Here is a 21988-nt window from a genome sequence, read left to right on the forward strand (position 1 = left end):
TCCACCCGCTCCCACACCGGCTTGGTCGATGAACGCGCTCACGTACGCCACCGCTCAGATCCTGCGCGTTCTGCCGCGGACGAGGATCACGCGCGCGATGGGGAAGCTCGCGGACTACGAGTGGGGCGATCGCCTCGGCAAGGCTGTCGTCGACGCCTACGCGCGCGCGTACGACGTCGAGTGGAACGAGTGCAAGAAGACGAGCGGCTTCCGGAGCTTCGACGAGTTCTTCACGCGCGAGCTGCGGGAAGGGGCCCGCGTCTTCCCGACCGATCCGAAGGTCGTCATCAGCCCCGCCGACGGGCGCGTCGACTCGATCGGCCCGGTCGACGGGCGCACCTTCTCGGTGAAGGGGCGGCCGTACGACGTCGAGGAGCTCGTCGGCGACGCGGAGGACGCGAAGCGCTACGCGGGCGGGCAGGGGTGCGTCGTCTACCTCTCGCCGCGCGACTACCACCGCGTGCACGCGCCCGTCGCGGGGACGATCGAGCTCGTGCGCTCGATGCCGGGAGACTACTACCCGGTCAACGCGATCGGCGTGCGGCACGTCCACAACCTCTTCGTGCGGAACCGCCGCGTCGCGATCGTGATCGACACGCCGGCGCTCGGTCGTGTGACGGTGGTGATGGTCGCGGCGATGGTGGTGGGGCGCATCACCGTGACGGGCATCGACGCGCGCGACGTGCCGTTCGGCGTGCAGCGGCTCGCGTCGCCGCTCGCGGCCCTCCGCGGCGACGAGATCGGCATCTTCCGCCTCGGCTCGACCGCGGTCGTGTTCTTCGAGCCGTCGGCGAAGCTCGAGTGGCTCGTCTCCGAGGGGCCGGTGCGCTTCGGCCAGCCCTTCGCCAAGGGCACCGCTGAATGAGCGACGGGCCCAAGGCCGAGCCGCTCGACGAGATCATCCTCGGCGAGGACGACGCGACGCCGATCGCGCCGCCGCCGCCGAAGGCCTCGCAGCCGCCGCCGCTTCGCTCGAAGCCGCCCGAAAAAGGCTCGATTCCCCCGCATTTTCCGCCTCCCTCGCAGAAACGGAGCTCGCAGCGCGTCCGGGCTGCCGCCGATGTAGGGCAAGGTGGCGACGGCGATCGTGACTCTCAGGCGCGCAAGCGTGCGAAGATGACGTTGCGCATCCCGGACGACGAGGTCGCCCGTCCGGCGGACGAGATCACGATCCCACTCGTCTCGAAGAGCAGCAGCAACGACACGATGTCCGGTTCCCCGCCGCAGCTGAACGCCGACGACACGCTCGAGCTGCCGAGCGACGAGCTGCGTGCGCGCTCGGCGGCGGCGCTCGGCGAGGTCGTGCAGCCGCAGGCGCAGCCGGCGGCGCCGCCCGCGCCCGGGGTCGATCCTTCGCACGAGCCGGGCTGGACGCCGCAGCAGCCGCAGGTCGATCCCGGCGTCATCCAGCCGACGCCGATCGTCGAGGTGAAGGGCTCGATGAGCCCGGCGCAGGACTTCCCGAGCTCGGAGGAGATCCCGGTCGCGGTCGACCTCGGCCTCGTGAACGACGACGTCGCGACCTCGCCGAAGCTCCCGACGTCGGAGGAGATCCGCATCGACGACGGCGATCGCGTCAGCGTGATCGAGACGGGCGAGGTCGAGATCAACGCCGACGATCTGATGAGCGTCGACTCGCTGCCGATCCCGCCGCCGGTGAAGACGGCGGGCAAGTACCCGGCCTATCGCTCCGACGCCCCGTCGCCGCCGCAGACCGCGACCGCGATGATGGCGAACGCGCCCGCGCCGGTCGCGGTGCCCTCGCAGCCGCCGCCCCCGCCGCCGGCCGCCGCCTCCGCGCCCGTCGTCGCTCCGCCCGTCGTCGTGCCGCCGCCGCCGATGGCGATCGCGCCCGCCGCGCCCGCGCCCTCCAAGCCGGTCGAGCCGGCGGCGGCGCAGCCCGCGATGGCGGCGCGCCGGCCGTCGTCGCCCGCGTTCCCGGCCGCGGGAGCCGGCGCGCTCGCGCCGCCGCCGATGACCGACAACGCCGCGAACCGCAAGAAGACGCGGCCGTGGTGGGAAGAGCTCTTCAACGACGACTTCATCCGCACGATGGCGAAGATCAGCGACGCGCAGATCGGCGCGGAGGCCACCTTCGTCGAGGAGAGCCTCGGCTGCGAGGCGGGCGCGATGATCCTCGATCTCGCCTGCGGGACCGGCCGCCACGCGGTGGAGCTCGCGTCGCGCGGCTACCAGGTCGTCGGGTTCGACCTCAGCCTCGCGATGCTCGCGCGCGCCTCCGACGAGGCGCAGGACCGGAAGCAGAAGATCAACTTCGTCCAGGGCGACATGCGCGAGATGACCTTCGAAGAGACCTTCGACGGCGTCTACTCGTGGAACACGAGCTTCGGCTACTTCGACGAGGTGCAGAACAGCGCCGTCATCGCGAAGGTGCACAAGTCGCTGAAGAAGGGCGGCCAGTTCCTCCTCGACGTCGTGAACCGCGACTACATCGTCCGGCAGGCGCCGTCGCTCGCGTGGTTCGAGGGCGACGGCTGCATCTGCATGGACGAGATGCAGATCGACTTCATCACGAGCCGGATGAAGGTGAAGCGCACGCTGATGATGGACGACGGGCGCACGAAGGAGATCGAGTACTCGATCCGCGTGTACTCGCTCCACGAGCTCGGCAAGATGCTCCACGACAACGGGTTCCGCGTCGCGGAGGTGAGCGGGCGCACCGCGACGCCGGGCGTCTTCTTCGGCTGCGAGGCCCCGCGCACGTTGATCCTGGCCGAGAAGCGCTGAGGCCCGCGATGCCGGACGGGTCAGGGGCCCTCGCCAGCACCGGCTTCAGGGCGCTGATCCTCGAGGGGGACGAGCTCGTCACCACGCGCGAGCTCGACGCCGTCACGGCGGCGCACGCGGCGGGGAAGCGCTTCTGGGTCGAGCTCGTCGAGAAGACGGCGGTGACCGACAAGCTCCTCGGCGAGGTCCTCAAGATCCACCCCGTCGCGATCGAGGACGTCTGGAACGACATCGGGCTGCCGAAGGTCGAGGATTTCCATGAATACGTGCTCCTCGTCATGCACGGGGTTCTCGACAAGGACGTGGAAGGTGACGACGTCCCGCTCGGCCTCGCCGAGCTCGACATGGTCATCGGACGGAACTTCCTCGTCACGCACGCGAACGACGAGAAGGTCTGCGCGGTGTCGCCGGTGCTCACCGAGGTGCAGCGCAACGCGAAGCAGATGAAGAAGGGGCCGGCGTGGGTCGCGCACGCGATCGTCGACCGCCTCGTCGACGAGTACATCCCGGTCGTCGACCGCTTCGAGCGCGAGATCATCGAGGCGGAGGCGCACATCCTCGAAGGCCGCGCGTCGAGGAAGCAGGACGTGACGCTGCGGCAGATCCTCCGGATCAAGCGGAGCCTCCAGATGCTCCGCCGCACCACGATCGGCCAGCGCGAGATCCTGCATCGCCTCGCGCGCGCCGAGTTCGACGAGATCCCGCGCGAGCTGATCCCGTTCTTCCGCGACGTCTACGATCACTTCGCGCGGGTGACGGAGCTCGTCGACAGCTACCGCGAGCTCACCGGCGCCCTCATCGACGCGCACTTCGCGATGCAGTCGCAGCAGATGAACGAGATCATGAAGCGGCTCACGCTGATCTCGACCATCATGCTGCCGCTCTCGCTCATCGCCGGCATCTATGGGATGAACTTCAAGCACGTCTTCCCGGAGCTCGACCTCGAGTACGGCTACTTCTACGCGCTCGGCCTGATGGCCTTCGTCGCCACCTCGATCGTCCTCTACTTCAGGAAGAAGCGCTGGCTCTGACGCCGGCGCGCCTCAGCCGCCGAGGGTGAAGGAGAAGGTCGCGCCCTGGTCGGGGACGGCGTCGGCCCAGATCGTCCCGCGGTGGTGGTGGATGATGCGCTGCACGATCGCGAGCCCGATCCCGGTGCCGTCGAAGTCGGTCTTCGCGTGCATGCGCTGGAACGGCGTGAACGGGCTCTCGCTCCGCTTCGAGTCGAAGCCGGCGCCGTCGTCCTTCACGAAGTAGATCCGCTCCCCGTCCGGCCCTTGCTGCTTGCAACCGACCTCGATCGTGGCGCGCGGCTTCTTGCTGCTGAACTTCCACGCGTTGCGGAGCAGGTTCTCGAGCGCGATGCACATGAGCCGCTCGTCGCCGTAGACCTCGAGCGTGGGCGGGCAGAGGAACTCGACGTTGCGCTCGGGATCGGCGCTCGTGATGTCGCTCATCACCTTGCGCGCCACCGCGGCGAGGTCGAAGTGCTTCGCCTCCAGCCGCGTGCGGCTGATCTGCGAGAGGCGGAGGAGGTCGGCGATGAGCTGCTCCATCCGCACCGCCGCGCCTTCGATCCGGCCGAGGAGGCGCTTGCCCTCGTCGTCGAGGACGTGGCTGTAGTCCTCGAGGAGGACCTTCGTGAAGCCGGCGAGGGGACGGAGCGGCGCGCGGAGGTCGTGCGAGACCGAGTAGTTGAACGCGTCGAGCTCCGCGAGCGTGCGCTCGTGCGCGGCGACCTCGGCCGCGAGCTTCTGCTTGCTGCGGTAAAGCTCGAGGAAGATGCGGACCTTGCTCAGGAGCACGTGCGCGTTCACCGGCTTGAAGAGGACGTCGACCGCGCCGCTCTCGTAGCCCTCGAAGATGCTGTCCGGCGTCTCGAGCATCGCGGTGACGAAGATGATCGGCACCTCCCGCGCGCGCGGGTTGCTCCGCGCGAGGCGCGCGACCTCGAAGCCGTCCATCTCCGGCATCTGGACGTCGAGCAGCACCACCGCGTACTGCCGCTTCAGGAGCTCGATGAGCGCCTCGTTGCCGGAGGTCGCGCGGACGACCTCGCAGTCGAGGCTCGAGAGGAGCGCCTCCATCGCGATGATGTTCGCCTCGATGTCGTCGACGACGAGGATGCGCGGCCGAGACACCATCCGCGTTCGAGCGTACGCGCTCATGGTTCGTACCGGTAGATGCGCTCGGCGCGCGCGAACGGCTTGAACCTCTCGTCGCACGTCGACCCGGGCAGCTCCTCGCTCGTGCCGAGGACGAGGAAGCCGCCGGGGACGAGGCTCGCGGCGAGCTTGTCGAGGACCCGTCGCCGGAGCTCCTGGCCGAAGTAGATGAGCACGTTGCGACAGAAGACGACATGCATCTCGCCGAACACCTGATCTCCGACGAGGTCGTGCTGGAAGAAGACGAGCCGTTTCCGGAGCGCCTCGCGCATCGCGATGCGATCGTACGCGGCGGTCAACCACGTCCCGAGATCGGAGGTCGCGCCGGCCGCGCGGTGGTTCTTCGTGAACGTCGTGACGTGCCGGGCCGGGTACACGCCGTCCTTCGCCTGCGCGATGGCGCGCTGGCTCACGTCGGTGCCGTAGATCTGCGTGCGCTCGTCGAGGCCCTCTTCGTGGATCAGGATCGCAGTGGAGTAGGCCTCCTCGCCCGAGGCGCAGCCGGCGTGCCAGATCTTCGGGAGGGCGTAGGTGCGGAGGAGCGGGACCACCTTGGTCCGCAGCGCGAGGTAGACCTCCGGATCGCGGAACAGATCGGTGACGCGCACGGTGATGGCGTCGAGGACGTCGGCGAACGCGTCGCGATCGTGCAGCACCTCGTGCTGGAGCGCGCCGAGGTTCGCCGCCCCCGACGCCGCGAGGGCGGCCTGCACGCGGCGCTCGATCGACGGGCGCGAGTAGTCGCGGAGGTCGTAGCCCCAGCGCCGCGCGATCGCCTCGAGGAACAGGTCGATCTCGATCCGCTCGACGTCCCCCGCGCTCGTCATGCCGCGCCGCTCATCCGCGAGTGGAGCACGCCGAGCAGCGCGTCGGTGTCGATCGGCTTCGGGAGGTAGTCCGTCGCGCCCGCCTCCATGCAGCGCTCGAGGTCGCCCTTCATCGCCTTCGCCGTGAGGGCGATGATCGGGAGCGCGGCGAAGCGGGGCTGCGCGCGGATCCTCCGCGTCGCCTCGAAGCCGTCCATCTCCGGCATCATCACGTCCATGAGGACCGCGTTCACGTCGGGCTGCGCCGCGAGCACGTCGAGCGCGACCGCGCCCGTCTCCGCGACGAGCACGTCGGCGCCGCGCGCGCGGAGCATCGCCGAGAGCGCGTAGACGGTGCGCATGTCGTCGTCGACGACGAGGATCTTCTTGCCGCCGAGCTTCACGTCGGCGTCGCGGACCTTCGCCGGCCGGTGGCGCGGCGCGCCGGCCTCGAGCCGCCGGACGAAGAGGCGGATCTCGTCGAGGAGGCGATCGGTCGACGCGCCCTCCTTCAGCACCACCGCCTCGGCGTAGCTCTCGAGCCGCGCCGCCTCCGCGCGGCTGAGCGGTCGCTGCGTGTAGATGACGACGGCCGGCATCTCGGCGTTCCGGCCGGCGGAGCGCTTCTCGAGCGTCTCGAGGAGCTCGAGCTCCCCCGCGTCGGGCACGGCGAGATCGACGATCATGCAGGCGAACTCCTCCTCCTCGAGGATCGTGAGCGCGCTCTCGGTGCTCGCGGCGTGGGTGGCGCGGAGGCCGCTCGTGACGAGCTGCTCGACGAGCTTGTCGCCGAGCGCCTTGTCCGGCTCGATGACGAGGACCTTGTACGCGCCGCGATCCGGCTTGCGCCCGAGCTCCTCGACGACGCGGACGAGGTCGGGGCGCTCGGCCGGCTTCATGAGGTAGCCCGCGGCGCCGAGCGCGAGGCCGCGATCGGCCATCTCGACGCCGCTGATGAAGTGGACCGCGATCGACGCGGTGGCGGGCTCGGCGCGCAGCGCCTCCATCACCGCCCAGCCGTCCATGTCGGGGAGGCGGACGTCGAGGATGATCCCGCGCGGCCGGCGGGCGCGGGCGATCTCGAGCCCGGCCCCGCCGGTGGAGGCGATCGCGTGGGAGAGGCCGCGCTCCGCGATGATGTGGCCGAGCACGCCCGCGAACGTCGCGTCGTCCTCGATCACGAGCAGGTCGAGCTCCTCCGCCGGCGGCTCCGGCTCCGGGGTCGTGATCGTGACCGCGTTCGGCGGCGCGAGGCTGACCATCGTCGCGTCCGCGCGCTCGGGGAGGACACACGTGAACGTGCTGCCCTGGCCGGGCGTGCTCTCGAGGTGGAGCTCCCCGCCGAGGAGGTTCGCGAACTCGCGCGCGATGCCGAGCCCGAGCCCGGTCCCGCCTTGCCGCCGCTGCGCCGAGCCGTCGAGCTGCTCGAACGGCTCGAAGATGCGCGCCTGATGCTCGCGCGGGACGCCGGGCCCGGTGTCGGTGACCGCGAACGCGACCGACGCGGAGAGGGGGAGGCCGCGCTTGCCGCGCGCCTTTGGCCGCTCGATGCGGAGGCCGACCCGGCCCTGCTCGGTGAACTTGATCGCGTTGCCGAGCAGGTTGGTGAGGATCTGCGCGAGGCGCTGCCCGTCGGTGTCGATCGCGTCGGGGAGGCCGGGCGCGATCTCGATCGTGAGCTCGAGCTCCTTCTCCCGCGCGAGCGGCTCGAACGTGCGGCGCGCGCGGTCGACGACGTCCTCGATGCGGACCGTCTCGACGCGCAGCGTCTGCTTGCCGGCCTCCACCTTCGCGAGGTCGAGGACCTGGTTGATGAGGAGGAGGAGGTCCTTGCCCGCGGAGTGGACCGTGCGCGCGTACTCGACCTGGCGCGAGGTGAGGTTGCCCTCCGCGTTGTCCTCGAGGAGCTTCGAGAGGAGGAGCATGCTGTTCAGCGGCGTCCGCAGCTCGTGCGACATGTTCGCGAGGAACTGGGACTTGTACGCGCTCACGGTCGTGAGCTCGGCGGCCTTCTTCTCGAGCTGGCGGCCGACGTCCTGGAGCGCGGCGTTGCGGTGCTCGAGCGCGCCGCGCTGGGACGCGAGCTCCTCGTTCGTCTGCCGCAGCTCCTCCTGCTGGCAGCGCAGCTCTTCGTTCGTCGACTTCAGCTCCTCCTCTTGTTCGCGGAGGCGCTCCGCTTGCTCCTGCGTCCGCGCGAGGAGCGTCTGCGTCGCGGCGCGGCTCCGCGCGACGGCGAGCGCGATCGCGACCGACTCGCGCGCGGCCTCGAGCAGCTCGCGCGCCTCCGCGGTGAGCTCGCCGAAGAGCGCGAGCTCGAGGATGCCGGTCACGGCGCCCACCTGCACGAGCGGGACGAGGACGAGGCACCGCGGCTCCGCCTCGCCGAGGCCGGAGCGGATGCGGAGGAACCCCGCCGGCACCTCCTCGATGACGCGGATCTCGGCGTCGCGCGCGGCCTCGCCGACGAGGCCCTCTCCGATCGTGAACAGGCGGACGAGATCGCCGCTCTCTTCGCCGGGCGCGAGCGCGTGATGGCCGATGAGGTGGAGCGTGCGATCGTCGAGGCGGTAGAGCGCGGCGGCGGGGGCGTCGATCCGGCGCGCGAGCGTGCGCACGGTGCGGGTCGCCACCTCCTCCTCGTCGAGATCGCCGCGGAGCCGATCGGCGAGCTCCATCAGGCTCGACTTGATCCAGTCGCGCGCCTCTCGCTCCGCGGCGCCGGCGGCGAGCGAGTCGGCCATGCGGTTCGCTTCCTTCGCTACCGCGGCGAGCTCGTCGTCGCCCGTCACCGCGATGTGCTCGTCGAAGCGGCCGTCGCCGAAGCGGGTGAAGCCGTCATGGAGGAGCGCGAGCGAGCGCACGACGTCGCGCATGATCCAGAGCGAGACCGCGAGGACGACGGCGAGGCACATGAAGAGGACGATGAGCTGCTGCCGCGCGCCGGCGCGCTCCGCGGCGATCGCGCCGTCGAAGGTCGCCTTGAGATCGCTCTGATCGAACGCGACGAGCCGGCTCAGGAGCTCGTGCGCCTGCACCTGCTTCGCCTGCATCGCGCTCATCGAGGCGATCGCGTCTTCGTCGCCCTGTCCCGCCATCATGCGGCGCGACACGTCGAACGCGGCCTCGTGGTAGGCGACGAGCGCGGCGCGGAAGTCCTTCGCGACGGTCGGGTCGAGGAGCGCGCGGCTCGCGTCCACGTCGGCGAGGATGCGGTCGCGCAGCTCGTTCGTGCGCTCGAGGAGCTCCATGTCGTGCGCCGCGACCGCGTCCTGGTACGCGCGCTTCAGCGTCGCGAAGTCGCCTTGCAGCTTGGGGCCGAGCTCGAGCTTCGGGATCTGCTGCTCCTGGATCCGGAGGAGCTGCCCCTCGACGTCGCGCGTCACGAGCATGTTCGTGACGATGACGACGAGGAACGCGAGGGCCGTGCTCACCGCGATCGTCCAGAGGCGTACGCGGAGCGAGGCCTTCATGGCTTGATCGTCACCGGTCTCGCGTCGCCGAGCTTCGTCGCGCCGCCGACGTAGCCGATCGCGGTGGGGTGCGCGAGGACGTATTTCACGACGTCGTCTTCGCTCGAGAGCTCCGGCGGCGGGACGTCACGACCGGAGAAGATGATCTGCTGCCAGTAGCTCTTCACCGCCGCGACCGATCGCTTGAGCACCTCGCTCGAGAACCTCTCGCGCACCGGCGAGGTGGCGGCGAGGTCGATCGGCTTCACGACGTCGCCGTTCGGCCAGCGCGTCGTCTTCTTGAGGAACACGTCGGTGAGGAACGCGCGGTCGAGCGCGACGTACGGGTTCTTCGGATGGATGATGACGACGAACGACGGCGTGTCGGCCGCGGCGGCCGGCGCGAAGGCGAGTGCGAGGAGGAACGCCCGGCGCTTCATCGGAGCTCAGAAGTGCACCGTGCTCTTCACGAAGAAGGCACCCCAGTTCTGGGTCATCGCCGTCGTCGGCGTCCCGCCGTTCAGGGCGGGGTCCAGGCCCGCGGTCCCGCTGATCGCGTGGCCTTCGAGCTTGACGATCCACCATGGATTGACGTCGAAGCGCAGCGTCGCCGCGACGTCGTGCATGGACTTGTCGCGCCCGGAGCGGTCGGCGACGGTCGCGTACGTGGCCGAGTAGTAGAGGCCCGGCGTGAACCACGACGCGAAGCGGTACGAGGCCATGGCGTAGAAGGACTCGGTGACGATGGGGGCCTGCGGCGGAAGGAGCGGCGAGTCGTATTGCGCGGTCGAACGCGCGTACTCCGTCGCGAGGAGGAGCCGATCGCGGACGTACTCCGCCGACAGGATCCCGATGACCGCGCGGAGGCCGAGCGTGCTCGGTCCCGGCGGGTACTGGGGATTGCCGGGCGGGATGATGAAATCGAGGTTGAGCTTGGCCGCCTCGAGCGTGCCGCCGACGCGCAGGCCCTCGAGCGGCGTCTCCCACATCGCGCGTTCGCCGACGACGTACGGGACGTCGACGTTCGTGATCGGCTGCGCGGACGTCGTCTGGTTGCCGGGATCGACGAAGATCGTCCCGCCGAACAGCCGGTACTCGAACGCGCCGAGGCTCCCGAGCCGGACCCGTCCGTAGACCTCGCCGCCGGTCTGCGCGAGCAGGAAGTCGCGGCTCGTGAGGGAGTAGACCGACTGCGGGAGCAGGATCGGGACGCGCGCGGCGTCGATGTCGGCGACGTCGTTGTAGAGCCCGAACGGGATCTTCACGCGCCCCGCGCGGACTCCGAGCCAGTCCTCGAGCTTGTAGTCGAGGTAGAACCAGTCGACGCGCGGCGTGTAGTTGCCGAGCGCGCCGAGGTCGCGGGAGAAGAGCTGGATGCCGGTCCGCAGCTTGTCCGTGAGCGGAACGGTGAAGTTGATGCCGACCTCGGTGAACTCGAAGCTGCCTCGCTTCGACTTCGCGAACCAGTTGTTGCCGGTCGTCAGCATGAAGCCCGGGCTCACGAACCCGTGCACCTCGACCTTCCGCTCGTCGCCGACGGGGAAGTCGGCCGCGCGCGCGTCGGGGGCCACCGTTGCGGCGAGCAGCAGCGCGGCGCCGATGAGCGTTTGTCGGGACGAAACGAGGCCTCGCAAGGGAGCCCCACGATACCATCCCTATCGATGGAATCGCCGAAGAACCCTCAATTCGCGAGCGGCTCGTGGCAGCAGCGCGTCCCCGTCTCGGCGCCGTTGTACACGTCGTTGTGCCCGACCTGGAACTGACGGCACGCGTGACGGCTCGGGATCCACCACGAGCCCTTGAGGACCTCTTTCCAGCCCATCTTCTTGCCGTGGTCGGCCTGGACCCACTCCTCCACGTTCCCGGCGAGGTCCTGGACGCCGAAGGGGCTCGCGCACTTGGCGCTCGAGGCGACGGGCGCGCGGTGGTCGACGAGCCGCCCCGGCCGCCCGATGTTCTCGCTGATGTCGACGTTGCACGCGGTGGAGTCGCGCTCCCACCCGTAGGGGTAGGGCCGCATCTCCTCGCCCTCGCACGCGAAGACCCACTCGCGCTCCTTGCAGAGGCGCCCGCCCTCGGACTCGCAGAGCTTCTTCGACGCCGTCCACGACATGAAGTGGCGCGGCAGGTCGGAGCCCGCCTCGCGGCGCTCGGTGACGTCGATGCAGTAGCGCATGTGGACGCGCTTCTTCGACTTGCAGACCGACGGCGCATACCGCGCGCAGCGGAACTCGTGGTACCGGCTCGTGGGCGGGTCCTTCCACTCGAGGCACTTCTGCTCGACGTCGGGGCAATACTCGCCCTCGACGAGGACCATCCCCTCCGGGCACACGGGCGGCGGCGCTTCTTTCGGCGCCTCCTTGGGCGCCGCCGGCGCCTGCGGAACGACGGTGGCGAACGCGATCGTCGCCTCCGCGGGAGGCGCCGGCCGAGGCTCCCGCGCGCTGCACGCCGCGAGCAGCAACAGTCCGAGGCCGGGGCCCCAGAAGCGGCCGCGCATGCGGTCGCGAAGCGACCCGAGCGCGGAGCGCGAGGGCCGTGTCTGGGGTGGGGGTGTCGGGGGCGAAGCCCCTGACGTTGAACAGCCCCACGTACGGGCGGGCGAGGAGGCCATGGGGGTGACGCACGGGCTTAACCCAGGAACGGCGATGTGCCCACCCGAAAAGGCAGAGCCTGATCCGATGATCAGTCCTCCGGGAGCGCGATGCCGTCGGGGTACACGCCGACCTGCCAGCGTTTCTTGATCGCGAGGGTCTCGCGGTCGAGCTCCACCACGCTGCCGGGCCCGACGTGGTCGCCCTCGCAGACGAGGTAGACGCGGCCGTCCTTCGCGACCTTCACGACGTGGGGCAGCGCGCACTCGGCCTTCGTGATCGCGCCGCGGCCCACCACCTTCGCCGCGACCATGTCGACCTTGGCGAGGCCGTCGGGGGCCTGGGTCGGGACGATGATCGTCGTGTCGTCGACGAAGGCGGGCATGAACGCCTTCGCCGCGAGCGGCACCGTGCGCTCGGGGACGAGCTTCTTCGTCGCGCGATCGTAGACGCGCACGTCCTGGCCCTCGAGGTCGGCGAGGACGACGTACGACTCGTCGGGCGAGAGCGTCGCGGAGTAGGGGCCGTAGCGCGGGACGCCGGGGACGCCGGGAGACGAGCCGAGCGGGATGCGCGCGGTGGGGAGGCCCGGCGCGGCGAGGTCGACGACGGCGAGCTCGTCGGAGCCGTAACACGCGACGAACGCGGTCTTGTCGTCCTTCGTGATCGCGACGCCGTGCGGGGCGGTGCAGACCGCGCGCGAGTCGATGCGCGTCATCGTCTTCGCGTCGACGAGGACGAGGTGCGCGAACATCGTCGCGGGGCTCGCCGCGCCCTTGGCCGCGACGTCCATCGCGCGGCGCATGTCGAAGTGCGTGACGATGACGCGCGCGCGATCGTGCGTGAGCAGGACGTCGCCGGGGTTCTCGTCGACGTCCATCTCGTCGGTGATCGCGAGGTTCGCGAGGTCGAGGCGGACGAGCCGTCCGACGTCGGTGCCGCCGCCGTGGGTGGCGTGCGGGTCCTTCTTCTTGGTCGGCGCGGGCGGGAACGCGAGGGCGACGAACATCTTCTGCGCGACGGGGTCGATCGCGAGGTGGTGCGGCGCCTCGTGCTCGTCGGGATCGAGATCGACCGGCACGTCGATGACGGCGTCGCCGTCGCGATCGAAGACGCTGATCGTGTCGGAGCCGTTGTTCGTGACGTACGCGGCGCGCGCGCGCGGGATCGAGATCGCGGCGCCCTTCGTGAGCGGCCCTTCGCTCTTCTTCGCGTCGCCTCGCTTGCAGCTCGAGCAGCCGCTCGCCACGATCGACGCGATGAGCGCGAGCGCGATGAGGTAGAAGGGGCGGGTGCGCCTCGTTACGCTTTCCGTCATCGCCTGCGCATTGTCTATCACCGCGGCGGCGAGCGCGAACGGCCGTTTCCCCGAGGCGCAGCAGATCGCGACCGTGCCGGGCAGCCCGAACGACGTGTACCTCCGGACGACCTTCGGCGTCCTCGTGTCTCACGACGCGGGGAAGACCTGGCGCTGGATCTGCGAGCGCGCGCTCGGCTACGACGGGCAGTGGGATCCGGCGATCGCGGCGACGAAGGACGGCCGCCTCTGGGTCGGCCTCGAGACCGGGCTCGGCTCGACGAAGGACGGCTGCTCGTTCGATCCTTCGCCCGAGCTCGAAGGCGAGACGGTGAAGGACATCACCGTGGACGGGAAGGGCGAGACCGTCTTCGCGATCACGGGGCGGCCCGGGACGAAGAGCCACGTCTGGCGGCGCACGCCGGAGAGCGGGCGCTTCGAGAAGCTCGCCGGCCTCGACGACGTGAACGTCATGACGATCGAGGTCGCGCCCTCCAATTCGGCGCGCGTCTACGTGAGCGGGCAGCCGTACGCGACGATCCGCGGGCAGATCTACCGCTCCGACGACGGAGGCGCGACGCTGAAGACGGACATCGGCGACGGCGGGGCGTACGCGAGCGGGCTCGTCGCGGAGGGGCCCTTCTTCATCGGCGCGATCGATCCAGCAGACCCGAGCCGCCTGCTCGTGCGCCACCTCCACGCGAAGGGGAGCGATTTGCTCCTCAGCAAGGACGGCGGCAAGACGTTCAAGAACGTCCTCTCGATCAAGAGCGCGATGTACGGCTTCGCGAAGAGCCACGACGGCAAGAGCTACTGGGCCGGCTCCGGCCTCGCCGAGGACGGCATCTTCCGATCGACCGATCGCGGCGAGACGTTCACGAGCATCGCGAAGCACGGCGTCCTCTGCATGCACTCCGCGCCGGGCACGCTCTTCGTCTGCGAGAACGTCTTCACGTACGGCGCGTACACCGTCGCGACGTCGCACGACGACGGCGCCACCATCACGCCGATCGCGCGCTTCACCGACGTGCTCGGTCCGGTAGCGTGCGACGTGCCCGACGCGCGCGGCGGGCTCTGCGGCCCCGCGTGGCCCGAGACGAAGGCGCTGCTCGAAGCGCCGCCCGACGCGGGCGAAGAGCCGCCGCTCGACGCGGGGCGCCGGAAGAAGAAGCGCGACGGGGGCGCGCGCGCGTCCTCGGAGGAGCGCAGCGGCTCGAAGTGCGGGTGCGAGGCGGTAGGGAGCGCGCGCCCTCGCGCGGCGGATCTCGCGTGGCTCATCGGGGCGCTGGCCCTCGTTTTGCGCCGGCACGACCGCGTCTCTCGGACATCATCCGTGGATCGCTAGTCCCCCTGCGAGACTGTGAGACCTCGACGCTTTGCGCGCCGGTCTGCGCCAGGGAAGGCACGTCCTCGCGGATCTTTCCGTCGTGTTGCCTCCGAAGCACGGGAAAAGCGGACCCTCGCAGAAATCGTCCAACCTCGCGGGATCGCGGAGGGTCGGGGACGGACCTGGCGTCTCCCTTGCACTACGGCGGGCATGCGCACTGCTCTCCTGCTCGGCCTCGTCACCGTCATCGCCTCGACCTCGGTGGTCGCGTGCGCGGTGGAGGAGGGGGGCACGACGTCGCGCCGTCCGAAGAAGGTCGTGAAGGTCGACGACGCCGACGACGAGGACGACGAGGACGAGGACGACGTCGACGACGTCAACGGCGGCGATCGGTCGGTCGGGTCCACGAACGTCGACCCCGGCAACCCGGCCGCGAACAGCGTGCCCACCTCGCCCGCGTCCCCGGGGCAGGCCGCGCAGGGCTTCTCGCTCGCGCTCGACAAGGACAACCCGACCGTCGACCTCGGCAAGGAGACGACGGTGAACGTCACCGTGACGCCGAAGAACGGCTTCAACGGCACGGTGAACGTCGTCGTCGAGGGCCTGCCCGCCGGCGTCACCGCCGCCCCCGCCTCCGGCGCGCCCGGCTCGCCGATCGCGGTGAAGCTCACGTCGACCTACGGCGCGACCGTGACCCCGAAGGCCGGCGCCGAGGCGCTCGTGTTCAAGGGCACGTCCGGCAGCGAGACCGCGACCGCGAACGCGAACTTCAAGATCCTCCCGAAGATCGAGGTCCACATCCCGGTCAACGCGCAGGCGCTCCTCAACGCGGGCGGCACCGTCTACCGCGACGAGTTCGGGACGGCGTTCGGCAAGAGCCCGACGACGATGAAGACGCAGGCCGACAACCCGATCGTCATGACGATCTTCAACGACGACTCCCGCGCGCGCGTCATCCACTTCCCGGGCTCGCTCGGACACGGCGACGCGAACAAGCCGATCCAGCCGGGCGCCTACGAGCTGCAGGGCAACAGCCCGCGCGTCCGCTCGCTGAAGACGGGCACCAACGCGACCGGCTACTTCCACGGCGACACGAACGGCCAGGCCGCGTCGTTCAAGCTCATCGTCGCTCAGTGATCTGACTCGTACCGGATCGCGGTGACGGTGAGGTCGACCTCGCCGGCGGGCTTCCGGAACGTGAACGTGTCGCCTTCGCGCCGCTTCATCAGCGCGAGCGCGAGCGGCGATCGATGGCTGATGCGCCCGACCTTCGCGTCGATCTCGTCTTGCCCGACGATCGTGTACGTCGACTCGTTGCCGTCCTCGTCCTCGATCGTCACCGTCGCGCCGAAGTACACGCGCGTCGCGCCGTCCGGGCTCACCGGCCGATCGGTCGGCTCGACCACGCGCGCGCTCTCGAGGCGCTTCGTCAGGAAGTGGATGCGCCGATCGATCTCTCGGAGCTTCTTCTTTCCATAGATGTATTCTGCATTCTCGCTCCGATCGCCCTGCGCCGCCGCGTCGGCGACGTCCTGCACGACCTTCGGCCGCTGCTTCGTGCGGAGGTCGACGAGCTCCTCTTGCAGCCGCCGCGCGCCCGCGCGCGTGATGTAATTCGGGTTGTCGCTCATCCTTCGACGTCGCTCATCCTTCGGCGCCGGCGACGAGGACGTCGAGCGCCCACGGGCGGGTCGAGGTCTCGTCGTGGAGCGCGAGGACAGCCCGCGCGATCGCGCGGCGCGACGCGTCCTTCGGCACGCTGACCATCGCCCACTTCGCGCCGGGCCCGCCGCCCCACTGCCGGCCGGAGGAGACCTTCACCCGCCGCGTCCCCTGGAGGATCGCGACGCGCATGCGCGGAGGACGCACGAGCGCGATCGCCTGCTCCGCGAAGGCGATGCGGTCGAAGCTCTCGGTCGAGCTCTCGGCGAGGTCCTCGTCCTGCTCGATGAGCTCGAGCTGAATGCGGGGCATGTCGCTCGATCTTAGCGCGCGCGATGGCGGGCGGTCAGCTCGAAGAAGTAGCTGACGAGGTCGCGCTCTTTGTGCCCCATCGAGATCAGGCGCGACACGCGGCCGAACGGCCAGATGCGCGTGTCGGGCGGCACGATCATCACCCAGTGGCCGAGCTCGGGGGGCGAGATGTCCATCCACTCCGCGTCGAGGCGGCGCGCGAGGATCTCGCTGAGGAACGCGCCGTGGCGGCGGACCTCGTAGGCGTCGTCCTTCGTCCGCACGACGCGATCGGGGAACATCTCGACGAGGACCGCCTGCATCGCCTCGATGCCGGTCTCGTCCGCGCGGAGCTCGATGCCGCGCTTGAGGCGGTAGTCGAGGCCGAGCTCGCGCGAGAGCAACGTGAACTGGATGCGCGCCTCGAGGACACTCGTCGGCAGCGTGTCGAGCGAGCGCGCCTCGCCGCCGAACCCGGACGGGAGCGACAGGTGCTCCGCGAGCTCGTCGCCGGTGACCTTCGGCAGGAGCGGCGCCTTCGGCAGGAGCGGCGCCGGCACCTCGTGCTTGAACGGCGGCATCGAGGCGCCGCGCATGAACGCGCGCGACTCCGGCGCGGCGGGAGGAGACGTGGGCGCGGGCGGAGTCGTGGGCGCGAGGACGGGCGCGGGAGGAGTCGTCGGCGCGAGGACGGGCGCAGGCGCGGGCGCGGGCTCGGGCTCGGGCGGCAGGCTCGGCTGCGTGTGGACGTCGTCGAGCGACAGCGCCGGCGCGTCGAGGCGCGGCGGCGTCGGCTCCTCGACGTCGGCGGGCTCGACCGGCGCGACGAAGGCGCCGAACGGATCGTCGTCGAACGGCGCGGGCTCCGCGGGGCCGGGACGCACGGACGGCTCCGTCGGCGCGGGCGGGATGGAGGGGATCGCTGGACCGGGGGACGCGGGCGGGATGGAGGGGATCGCCGGGCCGGGGGACGCGGGCGGGATGGACGGGATCGCCGGGCCGGGCCGCACCGACGGCTCGGTGGGGCCCGAGAGCTCGGTCGCGGGCATCTCGACCGAGCGGCGGCGCGCGGGCGCCGGCGACGAGCGCATCTTCTCGCGCGGCGGCGGCGCGGAGCGGACCTCGGGCACGCTCGGGTGGCGCGGGACGATCTCGCCGTCGGGCTCCGCGCGCGGGTCGTACGACGTCGGCGGGCGCGTCTCCATCACCATGCCGCTCATGCGCGGGCGGCGCGACGGCGTGGGCGCCGACATCGGCGCGGGCTCCGGCACGGCCTCGGGGCCGGGGAGATCGAGCGTGAACGACGCGGCGGGATCGGGCGGCGCGAGATCGAGCTCGAGCGGCGGCGGCATCGAGTGCGGCTCGACCTCCGCCGCGGCCGGACGCTGCGAGCGCAGCGCGGGGAAGGACGACGGCCGATCGTTCGGGATCGTCGGCTCGGTCGTCGGGATGTCCGGGATCGCGAGCTCGTCCTGCGTGGGCGTGGAGGCGGAGATGCGGCCCGCGCTCGCCGCGCCCGCCGGCGCGGAGACGGAGATGCGGCCCGCGCTCGCCGCGCCCGCCGGCGCGGCCGCGGGCATGCGGCTCGAGGAGGGGACCGCCGGCGCGGCGGGCATGCGGCTCGAGGAGGGGACCGCCGGCGCGGCGCGCATCGAGCGCGACGACGACGGGAGCGGCGGGGGCGCCGGCGGCGGCGTCTCGGGCTCGAGGACGAGGTCCTCGATGCCGAGGCCGGTGAACGCCTCGGGCTCCGCCGGCGAGGCGAGCGGCACCGGCGTCGGCGGCTCCGAGTCCGCCGGCGCGTCGCGGCGCTTCGGCGCGGGGCGGACCGCGTCGACGAGCGTCGGCGACATGCGCCGCTTCGGCTTGTTGGTCTCCGCGCGCTCGAGGAGCGTCTTCGCCTTGATGAGGAGCCCGTCGTCGATGTCGCGCGACGCGAGGAGGTCGCGCGCGTACGGCATCGCGCGGCGCGGATCGCCCGCCTCGAGCCACGCCTCGGCGGCGAGGAGCTCGAGCTCGGCGAAGCTCGTCATCGAGAGGGCGAGCGCGGAGACGCGCTCGGCGATGAGCTTCGGCGGCTCGAGGCGCAGCTCGAGCGCGATGCGCGCGCGGAGGTAGGTCGTGCCCGGCGTGCGGCCGTGGCGGCGCTCCGCCTCGTCGATCATGTCGAGGGTGCCCTCGAACTGGTTCGCCTCGATGCGCTCCTCGATGTCCCAGAGATCGGGGAGCGCGAGGGGGCCCTTCTCCGGCATCTCGCGCGTCGAGATCGAGGTCTCGAGCGATCGGAAGAGCGAGCGCGCGTCGTCGTCCGGCGCCGTGTCCTGCCGCGAGCGGAGGAAGTCGATCACCGCCGCCTTCGGCATCGGCTCGCCGATCTCGGGGGTGGGGCTCCGGTGCGCGAGCCCGCCGAGCGCGTTCATCAGGCGCTGCATCTCGGTGAACGACGGGCGCTTGTACGTGCGCGTGCCGGGCTTGCCGCCCTTCGTGCACTCGTCGGTGTGGATGATGATCTCGGTGTCCTCCTCTTCGTGCTCGAGGAGGCTCGCGAGGTAGAGCGCTTGCAGCGTCGCGCCGACGTGCTCGAGCTCGAGGTCGCGCGCGAGCGCGCCGAGGTCGAGGAACACGCCGTGATAGAGGTGCGTCGCGGCGTCGTACGAGTCGGCGCGGAGGACCTCGCTCGGCTCGAGGTACCGCGCGACCTTGCGCGCCGCGGCGCCGCGCGCGTAGGCCTCGGCGAGCAGCGGCTGCATCGCGTGCGAGATGTCGCGTGCAGCTGCGGCGCTCATGCCTGCGTTCGCGAGCCGCGTGCGCGCCTTGCTCGCGACGGTCTGGTAGCCGTGCTCGCGCACGCGTCCGGGCTCGCTCGCGCGAAGCTCGATGTCGCCGATGTCGAACATCGCGTACTCGGCTTCGGGCGGTGCGTCGGAGCGCAGCACGACGCGCTCTCCTCGCGAAGGCGAAGAGAAGATGAGCGTGCACTTCACGTCTGCGCTCGGAGCACCCAACAAGCCGTTTTTTACAGTGGATTTCTGGAGGTTCCCACTATTGGTTACCGTGTTTTTTCTTTGCCCCGGAAAGCCTGGCCGCTCTAGAGTTGGCAGCGCCATGAGAGCAAGCAGCGTCTACGCCGTCATCCTCGTCTCAGCTGGTCTGGCGGTCTTTGCCTGCGCCTCGAAACCGCCGCCGCCGAAGGAGCCCGCCCACACCGAGACGGTGGCCGACGCGGGTGAGGACGCGGACGCGGAGCCCCCGCCGCCGAAGTCGCTCTACGAGCGGCTCGGGAAGCAGGACGGCATCACGAAGGTCGTCGACGTCCTCGTGAAGAACCTCCAGGCCGACCCGAAGTTCAAGGGTCGCATGGCGACGCTCAAGGGCGCGAAGCTCGACAAGTTCAAGAAGGATCTCGCGGACCAGGTCTGCGTCGAGTCCGGCGGTCCCGACGCGGGCGCGGACTGCAAGTACGAGGGGCGCTTCATGAAGGAGCTCCTCGGTCCGAAGAACAAGCTGAAGGAAGAGGAGTGGAACGCGATGCTCCTCGAGCTCCGGAACTCGTTCGAGGAGAACAAGATCGAGGAGGCGGAGCAGGCCGACCTCACCGCCGAGATCAGCAAGTTCCGCGACGACGTCGTGCAGGCCGCGCCCGTAAAAAAGTAGGCGCGCTCGCGTCGCGTCAGCGGCCGACGTTGTGGCCGTCGACGCGCGCCTGGAAGATGAAGTACGGCGGGAGGCAGGCGCCGACGCCGGCGGGCGCGCCCGGCACCGCGGAGCAGACGTAGTCCTGACCGCAGGGCTCGGTCGCGCTGCACTTCTTGCGGAGCGCCTTCGGACCGCCGGATGCGCACTGCGCGAACGGCTTGCCCGCGCCGACGCAGGCGTTGAAGCCGCTCGGCACGGCGACGCCGCAGATCGATCCGTCGGCGAAGACCTCCCCCGTCTTGCCGCACGACCCGCCGCACATGCCGGTCGGGAAGCCGCCGGGATCGCCGCCGGAGCGCACGCAGCGACCGGCGCCGCCGCTGGGGAGCGAGCAGGCGACGACCTTCATCTCCCGGACCTTGTCCTTGTGCGGGTTCGCGTCGAACGTCGTCGTCGACTCCTCGCAGGCCTCGCCGCCCTTGCGCGCGCGGCCGTTCGTGACGCACATGCCGACCTGCTCGCCGTTGATGTCCGAGCACTTGAAGCCCTCGCCGCAGGTCCACGTCGCGAACCCGGGATCGCCGAGGCCGCACGCGGAGCCGTAGCCGCCTTCGACCGCGAACGCGCCGCTGTTCGGGTTGCGCTCGGCGAACGGGATCGCCCCGAGCTCGGCGCTGCCGCCGGCGACGGCGACGAGGTCCTGCCGGCGGAAGGAGACCTGCTCGCGCGCGTGCGCGGAGACGCCCTGGATGAGCGCGTTGATGTCGTCCATCTCGGCGCGGTCGTGGCCGACGACGTGGAAGCCGGCGATGCCCTGGCTCTGGTGGCAGCCGTTGCATGCCATCGTGTCGAGGCGGCGGACGAGGGCGGCCTTCGACTTCACGAGCTCGAGGCCGTCGAGCTTCGCGTCCGCGAACGCGGCGCCGTCGCGGCCGAAGAGCGAGGCGAAGGGCCGGTTCTGCGCGCGGGCGAGGCCCTTCGGCGAGACGGAGATCGCGGTCTCGGCGAGGATGCGCTGCCCTTCGAGCTCGAGCGGGATCTGGGCGGTGCCCTTGTCGATCTCGTCGACGTTCGCGGCGACCCACTTCGCGAGCGCCGCCTTCGCCGCGTCGTCGAGGTCCTCCCGCGGCGTGTTCTCGAGGTACACCGGCGCGAGGCCGGGCGCGTCGTCGCTGCGCGAGAAGACGCGGAGCGAGTACTCGGCGTGGCCGCCCATGTCCGTGCGCGTCGTCGACGGCCAGCGGACGAGCTGGAAGTTCGTCTCGACCTTGGGCGCGAGCTTCGGCAGCGCCGCGAGCGGCCCCGCCGCGACGGCGTCGGCCTTGGCCGCGAACGTCGAGGCGGACTTGGTCGCGAGCCACTTCTGCGCGGTCTTCGTGCAGCTGCCGTTCTCCCCGATCTGCGGGTACACGAGCATGAGCGTCATCGGGAGGCGCGAGACGCCCTGCGGGTTCGCGTACGCGAGGCGGTACACGAGGTGGACCTCGCCGCAGCCGGTGCCGTCGGTCTCCGCGCTCGCGTGGCGGCGGTCGAGGCGGTTGGCGACGGCGACGAGCTCGAAGCGCGCCTCCTTCGACGCGAGCCAGCGCGCGTCGAAGGCGCGGTGGCTGAAGGCCATGCCGACGCCGAGCTGGCGGTCGCCGGCCTTGGCGGTCGCGACGTCCTGCTCGACCGCGGCGATGATCGACTTGCCCTCCTCCGAGGCGGCGAAGGCGACGTTGTTCGTCATCGCGGCGCCGGTGAGGCGCGAGCCGAGGTCGAAGCCGCCGGCCTCGAGCGCCTTGAGCGTCTCCGGGTGCTCGACGAGGAGGCTGGTGTCTTCTTCGATGAGGAGCCCGCTCGAGACGGCGTCCTCGGTCCCGGCGACCTCCTCGGCCTCGGTCGTGGCGCACCCCGCGACGGCGGCGGTGGCGAGGGTGACGACCGAGATGACCTGCCCGACCCAGGACTTCATGATGACGAGGTATGAGCATGTGGCATGCCGCCCGATTTCACGCGGATTTCAGAGCAAAT

At 70.8% G+C, this 21988-nt stretch carries 17 protein-coding genes; 6 read left to right on the forward strand and 11 right to left on the reverse strand.

What is annotated here, in order from left to right:
- Positions 1 to 28 precede the first annotated feature (28 nt).
- Genes psd through corA form a run of 3 tightly spaced genes read left to right on the forward strand, consistent with a single transcriptional unit; the run spans position 29 to position 3779 of the window.
- Positions 29 to 865: a phosphatidylserine decarboxylase gene (gene psd / locus KF837_06185; GenBank protein ID MBX3226879.1), complete on the forward strand. Its 837-nt coding sequence runs from the start codon at positions 29 to 31 to the stop codon at positions 863 to 865.
- The gene (locus KF837_06190) at positions 862 to 2748 is read left to right on the forward strand and encodes a methyltransferase domain-containing protein (GenBank protein ID MBX3226880.1); all 1887 of its coding nucleotides are present in this window, start codon (positions 862 to 864) and stop codon (positions 2746 to 2748) included. The genes psd and KF837_06190 overlap by 4 nt, the downstream gene beginning before the upstream one ends.
- 8 nt (positions 2749 to 2756) lie before the next feature.
- Positions 2757 to 3779: a magnesium/cobalt transporter CorA gene (gene corA, locus KF837_06195; protein MBX3226881.1), complete on the forward strand. Its 1023-nt coding sequence runs from the start codon at positions 2757 to 2759 to the stop codon at positions 3777 to 3779.
- A 12-nt stretch (positions 3780 to 3791) separates the two neighbouring features.
- Here corA and KF837_06200 read toward each other — a convergent pair whose 3' ends face one another.
- The 7 genes from KF837_06200 to KF837_06230 all read right to left on the reverse strand — a co-directional run bounded on the left by KF837_06200 (position 3792) and on the right by KF837_06230 (position 13080).
- Positions 3792 to 4892, reverse strand: coding sequence for a response regulator (locus KF837_06200; GenBank protein ID MBX3226882.1), 1101 nt, complete (start codon positions 4890 to 4892; stop codon positions 3792 to 3794).
- A gap of 20 nt (positions 4893 to 4912) precedes the next feature.
- Positions 4913 to 5740, reverse strand: a complete 828-nt coding sequence (locus tag KF837_06205) for a protein-glutamate O-methyltransferase CheR (GenBank protein MBX3226883.1) — start codon at positions 5738 to 5740, stop codon at positions 4913 to 4915.
- Positions 5737 to 9189 carry a response regulator gene (locus KF837_06210; protein ID MBX3226884.1) on the reverse strand — a complete coding sequence of 1151 codons (3453 nt, stop codon included), beginning with the start codon at positions 9187 to 9189 and terminating at the stop codon, positions 5737 to 5739. The genes KF837_06205 and KF837_06210 overlap by 4 nt, the downstream gene beginning before the upstream one ends.
- Positions 9186 to 9608, reverse strand: coding sequence for a hypothetical protein (locus KF837_06215; GenBank protein ID MBX3226885.1), 423 nt, complete (start codon positions 9606 to 9608; stop codon positions 9186 to 9188). The genes KF837_06210 and KF837_06215 overlap by 4 nt, the downstream gene beginning before the upstream one ends.
- A gap of 6 nt (positions 9609 to 9614) precedes the next feature.
- Entirely contained in the window at positions 9615 to 10739 is a 1125-nt protein-coding gene (locus KF837_06220) for a hypothetical protein (GenBank protein ID MBX3226886.1), read from the reverse strand.
- A gap of 110 nt (positions 10740 to 10849) precedes the next feature.
- Positions 10850 to 11668, reverse strand: coding sequence for an SUMF1/EgtB/PvdO family nonheme iron enzyme (locus tag KF837_06225; protein MBX3226887.1), 819 nt, complete (start codon positions 11666 to 11668; stop codon positions 10850 to 10852).
- A gap of 185 nt (positions 11669 to 11853) precedes the next feature.
- Entirely contained in the window at positions 11854 to 13080 is a 1227-nt protein-coding gene (locus tag KF837_06230) for a beta-propeller fold lactonase family protein (GenBank protein ID MBX3226888.1), read from the reverse strand.
- A 10-nt stretch (positions 13081 to 13090) separates the two neighbouring features.
- On the opposite strand from KF837_06230, the gene KF837_06235 reads away from it, so the two are divergent.
- Positions 13091 to 14404: a hypothetical protein gene (locus tag KF837_06235; GenBank protein MBX3226889.1), complete on the forward strand. Its 1314-nt coding sequence runs from the start codon at positions 13091 to 13093 to the stop codon at positions 14402 to 14404.
- 192 nt (positions 14405 to 14596) lie between these two features.
- Positions 14597 to 15523 (forward strand): hypothetical protein, encoded by a 927-nt coding sequence (locus KF837_06240; GenBank protein MBX3226890.1) that lies wholly within the window; start codon positions 14597 to 14599, stop codon positions 15521 to 15523.
- Here the strand turns inward: KF837_06240 and greB are convergent.
- Genes greB through KF837_06255 form a run of 3 tightly spaced genes read right to left on the reverse strand, consistent with a single transcriptional unit; the run spans position 15517 to position 19275 of the window.
- Positions 15517 to 16017 (reverse strand): transcription elongation factor GreB, encoded by a 501-nt coding sequence (greB, locus tag KF837_06245; protein ID MBX3226891.1) that lies wholly within the window; start codon positions 16015 to 16017, stop codon positions 15517 to 15519. The genes KF837_06240 and greB overlap by 7 nt on opposite strands.
- Positions 16018 to 16030: 13 nt before the next feature.
- Positions 16031 to 16360 carry a hypothetical protein gene (locus KF837_06250; GenBank protein ID MBX3226892.1) on the reverse strand — a complete coding sequence of 110 codons (330 nt, stop codon included), beginning with the start codon at positions 16358 to 16360 and terminating at the stop codon, positions 16031 to 16033.
- A gap of 11 nt (positions 16361 to 16371) precedes the next feature.
- Complete coding sequence (locus KF837_06255; protein MBX3226893.1) at positions 16372 to 19275, reverse strand: hypothetical protein; 2904 nt, start codon at positions 19273 to 19275, stop codon at positions 16372 to 16374.
- A gap of 169 nt (positions 19276 to 19444) precedes the next feature.
- On the opposite strand from KF837_06255, the gene KF837_06260 reads away from it, so the two are divergent.
- Positions 19445 to 19993: a group 1 truncated hemoglobin gene (locus KF837_06260; protein MBX3226894.1), complete on the forward strand. Its 549-nt coding sequence runs from the start codon at positions 19445 to 19447 to the stop codon at positions 19991 to 19993.
- Between the two features lie 16 nt (positions 19994 to 20009).
- Here KF837_06260 and KF837_06265 read toward each other — a convergent pair whose 3' ends face one another.
- Positions 20010 to 21929 (reverse strand): hypothetical protein, encoded by a 1920-nt coding sequence (locus KF837_06265; protein MBX3226895.1) that lies wholly within the window; start codon positions 21927 to 21929, stop codon positions 20010 to 20012.
- Positions 21930 to 21988: the final 59 nt, after the last annotated feature.

The sequence above is a fragment of the Labilithrix sp. genome, from assembly GCA_019637155.1.
Taxonomy (GTDB): domain Bacteria; phylum Myxococcota_A; class Polyangia; order Polyangiales; family Polyangiaceae; genus Labilithrix.